Source organism: Phytohabitans sp. LJ34 (assembly GCF_052068095.1).
Taxonomy (GTDB): Bacteria; Actinomycetota; Actinomycetes; order Mycobacteriales; family Micromonosporaceae; genus Phytohabitans.
This window is the reverse complement of sequence record NZ_JBQHDG010000005.1, coordinates 366123-379500: the sequence shown is the minus strand read 5'-3', so window position 1 is coordinate 379500 and position 13378 is coordinate 366123. Positions and strand designations below refer to the sequence as shown.

The 13378-nt window shown below is 70.1% G+C and carries 14 protein-coding genes and 3 tRNA genes; 10 read left to right on the top strand and 7 right to left on the bottom strand.

The genetic code is table 11. The features are described from left to right. Window positions 1-25: 25 nt before the first annotated feature. The 5 genes from ACTMTJ_RS11795 to ACTMTJ_RS11775 form a co-directional block, all read right to left on the bottom strand. The gene (locus ACTMTJ_RS11795) at window positions 26-466 is read right to left on the bottom strand and encodes a DUF1707 domain-containing protein (protein WP_441216187.1); all 441 of its coding nucleotides are present in this window, start codon (window positions 464-466) and stop codon (window positions 26-28) included. A 75-nt stretch (window positions 467-541) separates the two neighbouring features. Then, complete coding sequence (locus ACTMTJ_RS11790) at window positions 542-1186, bottom strand: phosphatase PAP2 family protein (protein WP_441216186.1); 645 nt, start codon at window positions 1184-1186, stop codon at window positions 542-544. A 408-nt stretch (window positions 1187-1594) separates the two neighbouring features. Beyond that, the gene (locus ACTMTJ_RS11785) at window positions 1595-2740 is read right to left on the bottom strand and encodes a ScyD/ScyE family protein (protein ID WP_441216185.1); all 1146 of its coding nucleotides are present in this window, start codon (window positions 2738-2740) and stop codon (window positions 1595-1597) included. A gap of 215 nt (window positions 2741-2955) precedes the next feature. Continuing rightward, a complete protein-coding gene (locus ACTMTJ_RS11780; protein WP_441216184.1) occupies window positions 2956-3960 on the bottom strand; it encodes a LacI family DNA-binding transcriptional regulator in 1005 nt (334 codons plus the stop codon). 63 nt (window positions 3961-4023) lie between these two features. Next, window positions 4024-5382, bottom strand: coding sequence for a dihydrolipoyl dehydrogenase family protein (locus tag ACTMTJ_RS11775; RefSeq protein WP_441216183.1), 1359 nt, complete (start codon window positions 5380-5382; stop codon window positions 4024-4026). Window positions 5383-5694: 312 nt separating this feature from the next. Here ACTMTJ_RS11775 and crtI point away from each other — a divergent pair, with 312 nt between their 5' ends. The 7 genes from crtI to ACTMTJ_RS11740 all read left to right on the top strand — a co-directional run bounded on the left by crtI (window position 5695) and on the right by ACTMTJ_RS11740 (window position 9586). Then, entirely contained in the window at window positions 5695-7179 is a 1485-nt protein-coding gene (gene crtI / locus ACTMTJ_RS11770; protein WP_441216182.1) for a phytoene desaturase family protein, read from the top strand. After that, entirely contained in the window at window positions 7176-7727 is a 552-nt protein-coding gene (gene idi / locus ACTMTJ_RS11765) for an isopentenyl-diphosphate Delta-isomerase (protein ID WP_441216181.1), read from the top strand. The genes crtI and idi overlap by 4 nt, the downstream gene beginning before the upstream one ends. A 44-nt stretch (window positions 7728-7771) precedes the next feature. Beyond that, a complete protein-coding gene (locus tag ACTMTJ_RS11760) occupies window positions 7772-8593 on the top strand; it encodes a polysaccharide deacetylase family protein (RefSeq protein WP_441216180.1) in 822 nt (273 codons plus the stop codon). Between the two features lie 162 nt (window positions 8594-8755). Continuing rightward, window positions 8756-8828 (top strand) — tRNA-Glu (locus ACTMTJ_RS11755). A 25-nt stretch (window positions 8829-8853) separates the two neighbouring features. Next, window positions 8854-8927: transfer RNA gene (locus ACTMTJ_RS11750), tRNA-Asp, on the top strand. 22 nt (window positions 8928-8949) lie between these two features. Further along, window positions 8950-9023 (top strand) — tRNA-Phe (locus ACTMTJ_RS11745). An 86-nt stretch (window positions 9024-9109) separates the two neighbouring features. Next, window positions 9110-9586 (top strand): NUDIX hydrolase, encoded by a 477-nt coding sequence (locus tag ACTMTJ_RS11740; protein WP_441216179.1) that lies wholly within the window; start codon window positions 9110-9112, stop codon window positions 9584-9586. A 113-nt stretch (window positions 9587-9699) separates the two neighbouring features. Here the strand turns inward: ACTMTJ_RS11740 and ACTMTJ_RS11735 are convergent, their stop codons facing one another. Together ACTMTJ_RS11735 and ACTMTJ_RS11730 are read right to left on the bottom strand one after the other, a co-directional pair. Further along, on the bottom strand, window positions 9700-10089 hold the full coding sequence (locus ACTMTJ_RS11735; RefSeq protein ID WP_441216178.1) for a hypothetical protein: 390 nt from the start codon (window positions 10087-10089) through the stop codon (window positions 9700-9702). A gap of 123 nt (window positions 10090-10212) precedes the next feature. Beyond that, window positions 10213-10632 (bottom strand): hotdog fold thioesterase, encoded by a 420-nt coding sequence (locus ACTMTJ_RS11730; protein ID WP_441216177.1) that lies wholly within the window; start codon window positions 10630-10632, stop codon window positions 10213-10215. Between the two features lie 118 nt (window positions 10633-10750). Between ACTMTJ_RS11730 and ACTMTJ_RS11725 the strand changes: the two genes are divergently transcribed. From ACTMTJ_RS11725 to ACTMTJ_RS11715, 3 genes are all read left to right on the top strand, one after another. Further along, entirely contained in the window at window positions 10751-12094 is a 1344-nt protein-coding gene (locus ACTMTJ_RS11725; RefSeq protein ID WP_441216176.1) for an ABC transporter substrate-binding protein, read from the top strand. Window positions 12095-12188: 94 nt separating this feature from the next. Next, a complete protein-coding gene (locus ACTMTJ_RS11720) occupies window positions 12189-12830 on the top strand; it encodes a hypothetical protein (protein ID WP_441216175.1) in 642 nt (213 codons plus the stop codon). 88 nt (window positions 12831-12918) lie between these two features. Continuing rightward, complete coding sequence (locus tag ACTMTJ_RS11715) at window positions 12919-13167, top strand: hypothetical protein (RefSeq protein ID WP_441216174.1); 249 nt, start codon at window positions 12919-12921, stop codon at window positions 13165-13167. The last annotated feature ends 211 nt before the right edge of the window (window positions 13168-13378 follow it).

Sequence of the window (13378 nt, the reverse complement as noted above, 5' to 3'; positions counted from 1 at the left end):
CGGGTGAGGCCGGCCAACGTTGTGGCTAGCGGCGCAGCGGACGGCGAGACTGCGCCTCCAGCACCGCACGCACCGGGATCACGTGTCCCAGCAGGCCGACACCCCAGCCGAGGATCGGCCAGACCGGCCAGAAGTACCACGCGCCGCTGCTCAGGCCCACGGCTGCCCAGATGCCGAGCATGAGGAGCGAGCCCGCGATGTACGCCGCCACGTGCGTCCGCATGCCCAGCCGGGCGCCCACCGCGTGCCGCTCCCGCCGGCGGTCACGGGCGCGCGACCGCACCCAGGTCGCCGGTAGGTCGGCGACCAGTGCCTCGAGCTCGCCGCGGGTACGCGCGGTGTAAGCCGCCGTCGACCGCTCGCTGAACTCTTCCGTCTCCAGGTAGCCCGCAGCGAGGGCGTCGCTCAGGAGCGCGGCCACCGACTCGCGCTCGGCCGTGCCCACACGCTCAAGTTCGTTCGCCATGACTCCACAGTGCCAGGCAGTCTTGTCACTGTCAAGATGCGGGCACAGTGAAGCGCGCCGCACGGGACGGCGCGCTCAGAGCAGTACGCGGGAGAAGCTCGGCAAGGGCTGCCCGGGCAGCCCGGTGGCATATCGGCTGCGCAGGCCCACCAGGCGGACCGCCCCCACGAGCAAGAGGCCGGCCACGATCCCGTCGAGCCAGTAGTGGTTGGCCGTGATCACCACGACGCTCACGGTCAGCGCCGGATGGACGAGCGCCAGCCACCGCCAACGGCTGGAACTCACCCGGATCAGTGCGATCGCCACGAGCAGCGCCCAGCCGACGTGCAGCGAGGGCATCGCGGCGAACTGGTTGGCGACTCCGTCCGTGCTGTTGTCGGGGTAGGCCGAGGGGCCGGTGAGGATCATCGTGTCGACCATGCCGAAGCTGTTGACCAGCCGCGGGGGCGCCAGCGGGAAGATGACGTGCACGAAGAGCGCGGCGCCGGTGAGCACCGCCATCTCGGTGCGCATGCGCAGGTAGTCGGGCCGGTGCCGGATCCACAGCCACACCATCGCCGCGATCGTGCCGGGGAAGTGGACGCCCACGTAATAAAGGTTGGCGAGTCGAGCCGTGCCGCCCCAGGAGAGCGCCCAATGCTGGATCACTGCCTCACTGGGCAAGCGAAATGCCCGTTCGACCTCCCACACCCAGTCCGCATGGCGGAAAGCAACACCCATTTGGCCATCCGCGAGGTGGCGGATGCCCTGGTAAATAACCATCATCGAGGCGATCAAGACCACCTCGATGACGAGTTCGCGCAAGCGCGCCGCCCGAGAGCGCTCAGGCCCCGGGGTTACCGGTGTTACTGTCCGCGGACCTGTAGCGGGCCGCGTGACCCCTTCCGTGACTGCCATCGCCGTCCCCCACCGAGATTTCATCCACGGTTTACGCAATTCAACGCTAAGTGAAATCTCTATACCAGAACAACGATTATCCGTGTGACCCCACGCACAACGACACACCTCGAACTTGCTCCGGCCGATCGTAGACGGACCACGCACGACCCGATGTCCCTTTACGCTTCCGGCAAAGGCCAGGGCGCCCCGCCGAAGCGGGACGCCCTGAGGTCGAGACCGGAGCCGCGGCTACGCGTTGATGCGCAGCACCTCGCCGCCGCCCGCGACGATCGACTTGTTGGTCACGTAGATCGTGCCGTCCCGGGCGACCGTCACGCCGCCGGGAGCGGTCAGCTTCCCCTTCGCGAGTTCGGTCCGCTTCGCGCCGCGCTTGACGTCCACCCGGATCAGCGCGCCCTTCGGGTCTCCGGCGAGCAGCCCTTCCTTGGAGATCTGAAGCACCAGCAGGCGGCCCCAGCGGTCGAAGGTGATGTCGACGATGTTGGTGAAGCCGGTCGCGTACACCTTCGGCGCGTGACCCGGGGCGATCCGCCACACCCGCGCGGCACCCTTTACGAACGGGAAGCCGGTCAGCTCGCTCACGTAGAGCGCGCGGTCCGGACCCCAGGCCACGGCCGTGGGCACAGCCTGCATGGGGACCGTCGCCGGCGGGGGCGCGAAGGGATGGGGCACCGTCCGGTCGCCGAAGACCGCCACGGTGGAGACCTTGCCGTTCTTGGTGACCTTGAGCAGGTCGTTGCCGCCCGCATCCGTGGCGAACGCGCCGAACGGCGTGGCCAGGACGCCGTACGGGTTCGAGTCGACCTCGCCCTTGTCGGGGTTCTTCGCCGCCTCGTACGCGTTGAGATCGGCGATCGGCTTGACCGGGCCGCGTGCCCCCGGGTACAGGCCGACGACGTGGCCCATGAGCCGCGCCTTCTTGCCGAGGAGCTTCCGGGTGTCCAGATTGAAGGCGCCGCCGATCGTGGCCACCAACCCTGGACCGGCCGGGGAGAGTTTGTGCAGGCCGATGGCCGAGCCGCCGTCCTTCTCGCCGGCGAGCGACGGGAGGCCGGTGATGGCGCGCCACTGCTTCCAGCCCTTGCCGCGGTGGTGGTGCGGTGCCACCACCGTCAGAGCCGCCGAGGTGCCGAAGCACTCCCTGCCGCCCTCGGGTCCATCGATGCAGGGGCCCTTTCCGCCGCGGCCGGCCTCGGCGACGTAGAGCCATCCGTTCCTACCCACCGTGATGCCGCGGGGGTTGTCCAACCCGCGCGCGACGACACTCACCGACGGCTTGCCCTCGGCGCTGGCGGTGGCCGACGCGGCGGGCGCGCCGGTCAGCACCAGCGCGGCGGCAACGGCACCGGCTGGGATAACGTGACTAAGCCTCATGAATACCCCGTTCCTCGTGCAACCGAACAAGGGGAATCATGCGTGCTTTCACCGTTCGGTGGGATGAAAACGGTAAAAAAGGGTTTGTGGGCGGTCGCCACTGTCCCGGCGGCGGTCAGCCGCCCACAAACCGGCTCACATCTGCCGTGTTTCGTGGCGGTGATCGCAAGAATACGACTGGTAGCCGCAAAAATGGAAGTGCAGAGACGGACCAATCAGTCCTTCGGTGCTGGCGCCGTGGAGCCGCGGACGACGAGCTCCGGCTCGAAGAACAGCTCCTCCGGAGGCACACCGACCCCCTCCATCTGCTGCACGAGCAGGTCGACGACCGATTGGCCCATCGCCTCGATCGGCTGCCGGACGGTGGTCAGCGGCGGGTCGGTGCAGGTCATGATGGCCGAGTCGTCGTAGCCGACGATCGAGATGTCCTGCGGCACCCGCTTGCCCAGCCGGCGGACGGCGCGCACGGCACCGAGAGCGAGCACATCGCTGGCGCACAGGATGCCGGTCACCCCGCGCTCGGCGAGCCGGGTGGCGGCCGGACGGGCACCCTCCATCGAAAAGCTCGCCCGCTCGACGTCGCACGTCACATCCGGGGTGCCCTTCGCGGCGGCCATGAGCGCGTCGAGCTTGCGGCGGGAGGGCACGTGGTCTTCCGGGCCGAGCAGCGCGCCGACCTTCTGGTGGCCGAGGGACACAAGGTGGGCGAACGCCTGCTCGACCGCGACCGCGTCGTCGGTGGAGACGCTCGGGAAGCCCAACCCCGCGACGCCGGCGTTGACCAGCACCGCCGGCAGCCCACGCTCGCGCAGCGTGCGGTAGTGGTCGTGCGGCGCGTCAGCCATCGCGTAGTTGCCACCAGCGAAGATCACGCCGGACACCTGGTGCTCGAGCAGCATCTCGAGGAAGTCGGTCTCGGAGACGCCGCCGATCGTGCGCGCGCAGAGGATCGGCGAGAGGCTACGCTGCACCAGCGCGCCGGTGACCGCCTCGGCGAGCGCCGGGAAGATGGGGTTTTGCAGCTCGGGCAGGACCAGGCCGACCAGCCGGGCACGCTCGCCGCGCAGCTTTGAGGGCCGCTCGTAGCCGAGCACGTCGAGGGCGGTCAGCACCGCGGCCCGGGTCGCCTCGGAAACGCCCTCGCGGCCGTTGAGCACGCGGCTCACCGTGGCCTCGCTGACCCCCGCCTTCTTGGCGACCTCGGTAAGGCGTCGTGTCACGGCGAAATCGTACGGCAAACCGCTGCAAGAATTGACACCTCAGGCCAGCTCGCTGGTGAGTTCTTAACGCAGATCACGCAAAGAATCTTCAATCGCGCGGTGAAAAGTCGGATATGCGTAAATCATGTGACGCAGAGTCTCCACCGGCACCTCGGCCTTCACCGCAAGCGTGAGCGGGGCCAGCACCTCGCCGCCGACCGGGCCCGCGGAGGTGGCGCCCACCAGCACGCCGCGCTCCGCGTCGGCGACGAGCTTGACGAACCCGTCGTTGCCCACCTTGTGGATCCAACCCCGCGCCGAGCTGGGCACCTGGGCCAGGCCGGTGCGCACAGGGATGCCCCGCTCGCGCGCCTGTGCCTCGGTCAGCCCCACCCCGCCGATTTCCGGATCGGTGAACGTCACCCGCGGCACCGCCCGATAGTCCGCCGGCGGTCCCTCCTGCCCGAGGATGTCGCGGACCGCGATGCCGGCCTGGTACATCGCCATGTGCGTGAACGCGCCGTGCCCCGTGACGTCGCCGACCGCCCAGATCGCGGCACCGGCCCGCATCCGCTCGTCGACCTCGATCTGCTCAGCCGCCGAGTCGAGCCCGACGGACTCCAGACCCAGCTCGCCGAGCTGCGCCCGCCGGCCGATCGCGACCAGCAGCTTCTCCGCCACGACCGGCGCGCCGCTTTCGACGTGCACGGTGAACTCACCGCCGTCGTACCCGATCCGCTCCGCCCGCGCCCCGGTGCGAAACTCCACGCCGTCGCGGCCGAGCGCCTTCGTGGCCAGCTCGGACGACTCCGGCTCCTCCAGCGCCAGGATGCGGTCGAGCGCCTCGATCACCGTTACCCGCACGCCGAACCGCGCGAACACCTGCGCCAGCTCCAGCCCGATCGCACCGCCGCCGAGCACCGCGAGCGAGGTGGGCAGCTCCTCGACCTCGATCGCCTCGCGGTTGGTCCAGTACGGCGTGCCGGACAGACCCTCGATCGGCGGGATCACCGCGGAGGTGCCCGTGCCGAGCACGATGCCGCGCCGCGCCTCGTAGACCTCGCCGCCCACCTCGACCCGGCCCGGACCGACCAGCGTGCCGTACCCGCGCACGAACTGGCCGCCCTTGCCGGTGAACCGCTCGACCGCGACAGTGTCGTCCCAGGTGTCGGTGGCCTCCTCGCGGATGCGCTTGGCCACCGGTGCCCAGTCGGGCTCCACCTGGGCCTGCCCGGCCAGCTGCTCGACCCGTCGCGCCTCGGTGAGCGCGTTGCCGGCGCGGATCATCATCTTGCTCGGCACGCACCCCCAGTACGGGCACTCGCCGCCAACTAGGTTGTGCTCGATGCCGACGACCGAGAGGCCGGCCTCCGCGAGCTTGCCGGCCACCTCCTCGCCGCCGACGCCCAGCCCGACCACCACAATGTCCACCTGCCGCACCATGCCTACCCCGCTCCGCCGCTCGGCGCTCGTCCGCCGTCGTGGTCAAGGCCCGTAGCCTCCCGGCTCCCGCTCATGCCTACCCCGCTCCGCCGCTCGGCGCTCGTCCGCCGTCGTGGTCAAGGCCCGTAGCCTCCCGGCTCCCGCTCATGCCTACCCCGCTCCGCCGCTCGGCGCTCGTCCGCCGTCGTGGTCAAGGCCCGTAGCCTCCCGGCTCCCGCTCATGTCGCCAGCATGCCACCAACGGGTGACTGAGGCCGCCGGGAAGCGGTAGGCCATGGGGCGTAACCGCAGGTAGTCGCTACGCTCGATCGCGTGCGGAGCGTAAGTGGGCGGACCGACCGGGTGGTTGTCGTTGGTGCTGGCCTCGGTGGTCTCGCCTGCGCCCTGCACCTCGCCGGCGCCGGGCGCCACGTCACCGTGCTCGAGCGCGAGGCGGTGCCGGGCGGGCGCGCCGGGCGGCTGGCCGTGGACGGATACGAGTTCGACACCGGCCCGACCGTCCTCACCATGCCCGACCTCATCGCGGAGGCGCTCGACGCGGTGGGCGAGCGGCTGCCCGACTGGCTGGAGCTGACCCGGCTCGACCCGGCGTACCGCGCGCACTACCCGGACGGCTCCACATTGGACATCATCACGGAGCCGCAGCGCATGGCGGCGGAGGTGGCACGCGTGTGTGGACCATCCGAAGCGGACGGTTACCTGCGCTTCGTCGACTACGCCAAGCGGTTGTGGGAGCTGGAGCGCGCCGACTTCGTCGAGCGCAACCTCGACGCACCCACCGATCTGCTCACCGCCAACCTGCTGCGGCTGCTGGCGATGGGCGCGTTCGGCCGGTTGCAGTCGAAGATCGACCAGTTCTTCACCGACCCGCGCACCCGGCGCATCTTCTCCTTCCAGGCCATGTATGCCGGGCTCGCGCCACGCGACGCGCTCGCGATCTACGCCGTCATCGCGTACCTGGACTCGGTCGCCGGCGTCTACTTCCCCCGCGGCGGCATCCACGCGGTGCCCCGCGCGCTCGCCGGCGCGGCGGAAAAGCACGGCGTCCAGATCCGTTACGGCACCACGGTCAGCCGCGTGGAGACCTCCGCGGGCCGGGCCGTCGCGGTGCTGACCGCCGAGGGCGAGCGCATCCCCGCCGACGTCGTGGTGCTCAACCCCGACCTGCCGGTCGCGCGCCGCGACCTGCTGCCACCGAAACGTCACCGGCCGCTGCGTTACTCACCGTCGTGCGTGGTGCTCCACGTCGGATCCACACAGGAGTACACGCGGATCGCGCACCACAACCTCCACTTCGGACGTACCTGGGAAGCGGCTTTCGACGAGGTGATCCGGCACGGCGTGCTGATGTCGGACCCGTCGCTGCTGGTCACCAACCCGAGCCGCACCGACCCTTCGTTGGCGCCGGAGGGCCGCCACGCGTACTACGTGCTCGCCCCCGTGCCCAACCTGGCGAGTGGTCGCTCCCCGCACTGGCGCGGCGGCTTCGGCGAGCGCTACGCGGAAGAGCTCGTCGAAGTGCTGGAGGCACGCGGCTACAACGGCTTCGGTGCTGGCATAGAGGTGTCCCATGTGGTCACCCCGGCCGACTGGGCCGACCTCGGCATGGCGGCCGGCACGCCCTTCGCGGCCGCGCACAGCTTCTGGCAGACCGGCCCGTTCCGCCCGGCCAACCTGCACTCCACATTGGACAACGTCGTCTTCGTCGGCTCGGGCACGCAGCCCGGCGTGGGGGTGCCCATGGTGCTCATCTCCGGCAAGCTCGCCGCACAGCGCGTCACGGGGCGTGCCGCATGACGCCGGACCGTGAGACATACCTCGTCGAGCTGGTGGACGAGGACGGCGCCCCTGCTGGCCAGGCCACCGTGGACGCCGCGCACCGCGCGCCCGGGATGCTGCACCGGGCGTTCTCCGTGCTGCTGACCGACGCCGCTGGGCGCGTGCTGCTCCAGCGGCGGGCGGCGGTCAAGACCCGCTTTCCGCTGCGCTGGGGCAACGCCTGCTGCGGCCACCCTGGGCCCGGCCAGCCGGTGCCGGAGGCGGCAAACGTGCGCCTCGGTGAGGAGCTTGGCCTCGCCCCGCTGCCGCTCACCGAGCTCGGCGTGTACGTGTACCGCGCCGACGACCCGGCGACCGGCCGCGTCGAGGTGGAGTACGACCACGTACTACTCGGCCACATCGCCGCCGACCACCCGCTGCGCCCCGACCCGGCCGAGGTGGCCGAGCTGCGGTGGGTGGCTCCCGGCGAGATTTTCGACCTGCTCAACACGCGATCTGACGACTACGCCCCGTGGTTGGCAGGCGTCCTGGCAAAGCTGAATCTCGATTCTCAGCGGGCACTCTAGTAGGGTTTTGTCGCTCTGGCCCCGAACCGTCGGGAGTACGCGACGTGACCCACCGAGCAGCCATCGTCAGTGCGCTTGTCGTTCTCGCGCTGCTGGTCGGTGGCAGATGGGCTCTGGGCCGCGGGCCGGTCGAAACGATCCTCGTCGAGCAGGGCCCCGGCATGCCGGCGCCCTCGGCGTCCGAGCACGCCGGCGGCCCTTCGCCGAAGCCGTCGCCAACGCCGAAGCACACCACCCCGCCGTCGAAGTCCCCTAAGCCGCCAAAGGGCGCTGGTGGCCCGGTCCGGACCCAGCGGCTGACGGGTAGCAAGAAGGTCGCGCTGACGTTCGACGACGGCCCACAGCCCACCTGGACGCCCAAGGTGCTCGACCTGCTGCGGCGCAACGGCGTGAAGGCGACGTTCTGCCTGGTCGGCACCGAGGTGCACCAGTACCCGGCGCTGGTGCAGCGCATCGTGCGCGAGGGACACACGCTGTGCAACCACACCTGGCACCACGAGTTCGACCTGGGCACCAAGCCCGAGGCCGAGATCCGGGCCAACCTTGAGGCCACCAACCGGGAGATCCGGCGCGCAGTGCCCGGCGCCAAAATCAAGTACTTTCGCCACCCCGGTGGCTTGTGGACCGCGGCGGCCGTCAAGGTCGCCCGCGAGCTGGGCATGACCGCGCTCGGATGGGACGTCGACCCGCTCGACTGGAAGAAGCCGAGCGCCGAGGCCATCCGCACCCGGGTCGTCAACCAGGCCCGCCCCGGCTCGATCGTGCTGCTCCACGACGGCGGCGGCGACCGCAGCGCAACGCTGGCCGCCTGCCCGGCCATCGTGTCCGAGCTCAAGCGCAAGTACGGCATCGTCCTGCTCCGCTGACCCAGACTCCGACGCCGATCTTGTGGCCATCTGCGGGGAATGTGACGCGCCCGGTATCGGTTTGGAAGGACGGTCGCACGTCACGTATGCTTTCGAAGCCTCCGGCGGGGCCGGATGGGAGCAAGGCTGCCTGACTTGTGATGTGCAATGATGGCGGGGCCCGCCCTCATCGTCTAGTGGCCCAGGACGCCGCCCTTTCAAGGCGGTAGCACGGGTTCGAATCCCGTTGGGGGCACGGTTCCGGCCCGGCCGGAGAGTAAGGTCCTGTGGAGCAGTTGGAGTGCTCGCCGCCCTGTCAAGGCGGAGGTCGCGGGTTCAAGTCCCGTCAGGACCGCGGTTAACATGAGGCGAGACCCGGCCAGGTAGCTCAGTTGGTACGAGCGTCCGACTGAAAATCGGAAGGTCGGCGGTTCGACCCCGCCCCTGGCCACATAGCCTTTCGCCGGGCTACAGCAGCGTCCACCAGCGGAAACGCGGGTGGGCGTTTTGCTTTCCGGATGCGGGATGATTTGCCGCATGGCAGGTCGCGTCGACTACTTCGATGATCCCGCCGCGCCCCCGGCCACGAGCCTGGTGCCCTCGGTCAACGTCGTGGTGATCAGCGCCACCGGGGAGATCCTGCTGATCCGGCGCGCCGACAACGACAACTGGGCTCTGCCGGGCGGTGCGATGGACCTAGGCGAGTCGCTGCCGGCCGCCGCGGTCCGGGAGACGCTGGAGGAGACCGGCGTCCGCGTCGAGGTCACCGGCCTGGTCGGCATCTACACCGACCCGCGGCACGTCATCCTGTACACCGGCGACGGCGAGGTGCGGCAGGAGTTCTCCGTCGTTTTCACGGCCCGCCCGCTGGGCGGCGAACCGACCCCGAGCGACGAGTCCCGCGAGGTCCGCTGGGTCGCTCCGGACGCGGTGGGCGATCTCCAGATGGACCGCTCGATGCGCATGCGGATCGGGCACTATCTGGCGGGCGGCCCGAAGCCGCACCTCGGCTAGGCGGCCCGGCGGAGGCCAGGCAGCGCGGGCGAAAGCTACGCGGGGCGCGGCGAAGGCCAGGCAGCGCGGCGAAAGCTACGCGGCGCGGCGGAGGCTGGGCGGCGCGGCGAAGGCTAGGCGGCGCGGCGGCGGAGGGTGGCGACGGCTGACCCCGCGAGTGTGAGAAGGCACTCAGGCAGCTGGCCGTCGGCCAGCGCGGCGCCGAAGAGGGCCTCGCCGGTCGAGGAGTCGGCGTTGGCGTAGGCACTCACGAACCTGGCCACCCAGCGGGCGTCGTAGCGGGCCTCGTCGATGCCGGGGAAGTCGAGCGTCCAGCGGCCCTGCTGCACGTTGTCGCCGACCATCGTGGCGGCCAGACACCAGGCCACGTCATAGGCGCCGGCGACGCCGGCTCGGTCGACGACCGCGTCGAAGGCTCCGACGACGGCGTCACTGTCGCCGGCCAGCGCGCTGCGGAGCACCTGGGCGGCATCGTCGAACGCCTCGGGCGGAACATCCGTCACGAGCCGAAGGGTATGCCGCCGGGTCAAGCCGCGCTCGGCAAAGGCCGCAAGACGCTGGCCGCAGAACAACCGCCCCGACGCTGGCGCAAACACAGCCTCACGGCGCAGGCCGCAAACACAGCTTCAGGGCACCGGGCGCAAGAAGCAGGTGAGCCGGGCGCTACAGACGCGGGCCCCTTTTTCGTCAGTGATGACTATCTCGTAGGTGGCGAGTGTGCCGCCCAGGTGTACCGGTGTGGCCACGCCGGTCACGATGCCGGAGCGTGCGCTCTTGTGATGTGTCGCGTTGAGCTCGATGCCAACCGCGAGTGGGCGGCCGATCGTAATACCGTGCATGGCCGCGCCATACGAGCCGAGTGTCTCGGCGAGCACCGCCGACGCGCCACCGTGCAGCAGGCCGAGGGGCTGGGTGTTGCCCTCGACGGGCATCGTGCCCACCACCCGTTCGGCGGACACGTCGAGGATGGTGATCCCGATCCGCTCGGCGAGCGCACCCGGGCTGTCCGCGGTCGGGACGATCGAGACCTCTGTCGCAGGTTCCACGCAGCGCAGGTTACCGGCCCGTACGAGAATGGCCAGCGACCGCAGTCACACTGCGTACGGGCGGCACGCTAGTGTCCCCAGCGGAGCCCCGCCGACCCCCGGGGAGGGAGGACAAGCCATGAGCCGCTCGCGCAGCGCCGCCATCGCCGCCTGCACCGCGTTCCTGCTCGCTATCGCGGGCTGCGGGAGGACGGAAGACGCACCGGAGGAGACCCCCGCCGGTCCGGTCCGCCTCTACGGGTCGGACGGCAACATGATCAACTCGTTCGGAGAGCAGTTCAAGGATCAGGCTGGCGTGCTCGCCGGCATGAAGGGCACCACGCCGCTGACCCCGCTCTCGGAAGACTTCAAGGGCCGGCTGCGCTCGGTCGACGCCGACCTGGGCGACTACGTGTACGCGGGCGAGAGCTACGACGCCGTGGTGATCAGTGCGCTCGCCGCCCAGCTCGCCGGCAGCACCGCGCCTAGCGAGATCGCAAAGTACATCAACGGCGTGACTACCGGCGGTGAGCGTTGCGACACGGCGAAGGACTGCCTCGCGCTCGCGCGCACCGGTAAAGACATCGAGTACCGCGGCGTCTCGCTCAAGCGCGGTGGCTTCACCGACGCCGGCGAGCCCTCCACGGCCAGCTACGCGACGCTGCACTTCGACTCCAGCGACCGGCTCGACGACGGCAAGACGGAGTTCGTGGGCGCGGGCGACGAGTCGTCCACGACCAACAAGCGCTCGCCGGCCGGCCGCCCCTCCGACGGCCGGGACGCCGCGCAGACCGGCGCGCCGCTGAAGATCGGCGGCCTGCTGCCGGAGACCGGTGACCTGGCCCTGGCCAACCCCCCGCTGGCGGCCGGCGCGGCCCTGGCGATCCGTGACGTCAACGCCGCCGGCGGCGTGCTCGGCGAGCCGGTCGACTGGATCGACGGCGACGACGGCACCAACCCGGAGAAGGCCAAGGCGACGGTCGCCTCGCACGTCAACGCGGGTGTACACGTCATCATCGGCGCCGGCGCCTCGGGCATCTCCCGGGCCGTGCTGCCGGACGTGGTGAAGGCCGGCCTGATCCTCTTCTCGCCCTGCAACACCGACGCCGGGCTGAGCGAGATCGACGACAAGGGCCTCTACTTCCGCACCGCGCCCTCCGACCTGCTGCAAGGCAAGGCACTCGCCGACGTGATCATGCGGGACGGCCCGCAGCACATCGCGATCGTCGCGCGCAAGGACTCCTACGGCGAGGGCCTACAGGGCAACGTCCGGGCCGAGCTGGAGAAGGCCGGCGTCGAGGCCAGCAAAATCAAGCTGCTGACCTACGACCCGCCGGAGGATCCGGCCGCTGCCCTCGACTTCGGCGACGGGGCCAAGCAGATCAAGGACTTCAAGGCGGACGCGGTACTGGTGATCGGCTTCGGCGAGTCGGCGAACGTCATCAAGGCCCTCGTCGCGGCCGGGGTGGAGCTCCGCCACTAGTCGACGTTGGTGGCACGTTTCCGGGATCCCTCGGGTGGTGTTCGGGCCGTACGGTTCCCTCATCAACGAAGCAATCACCGAAACGGAGCCCACGATGAGCGAGTTCGACGACCCGACCCTGACCGACACCCCGGACACCGGACACGAGGGCTTCGGTCACGCCGGCGACGGTGGCCACGAGCCCGGCTACGACCAGCCCGGTTACGAGCAGCCCGGCCACGAGCCGCCGTACGGCCACGACCAGCCGCACGACGAGCCGCCGCACTACGGCGACCCGGACTCGATCGTCGAGAAGAACGTCGACGGCTCCACCGACGTCGTGGTCGACCTCAACGGCGACGGGTACGCGGACGTCGTGCAGCACGACAGCGACAGCGACGGGTACGCGGACACGACCTATGTGGACAGCAACCACGACGGCCGGCTCGACACGATCCTGAAGGACTACGACGACGACGGTGACCTCGACGCCGCGTTCGCCGACACCAACGCCGACGGCCGCGTCGACTACGCCGCCGCCGACCTCAACGACGACAACAAGGTCGACCACGTCACGCTCGACACCGACTACGACGGCAAGGCCGACACCTGGATCGCCGACGTCGACTACGACGGCAAGCCGGACGTGGCCTTCGTCGACACCAACGACGACGGCACGCCCGACGTGGCTGTGACCGACACCAACCACGACGGCACGCCCGAGCAGCAGCCCGTCAACCCGTACGCCGCCAGCTGACCGCCCGTTCGGCTGGCACGGATCGTCACCGACGCTTAGGGTGCCGTAGGACCTGGGACCAGGACGACACCCTAAGCGAGGGACGACTATGAGCGAGCCGCAGGAAACGGTCGAGACCAGGGGCGACGAGCGCGTCGACCTGTTGAAGATGGACACCAACAACGACGGCAAGACCGACTTGTGGGCCGCCGACACCGACGGCGACGGCAAGACCGATCTGTACCAGTTCGACACGGACGGCGACGGCAAGGTCAACGTCACGATGTCCGACCTGGACGAGGACGGCACGCCGGACCAGGTTGTAGAAGGCGACGGCGGCCACCCACCGACCGAATGACCGATCAGAGTTAGGGGCGCCCCTCAATGGGGCGCCCCTAATGTTTCTCAGGCAGATTTCCCGGGCCGCGTCAGCTGTAGGCCGCCGCTCCCGCCGGAGACCGCGGAGGCCGGCGGCTCGCCAGGGCTCGCCGAAACCCCCGGCCTCCGCTGCCGGGTCCGCGGTGCAAAGACCAAACCGCAGGACCAACAGCGGACGGGCAAGGCCGCGG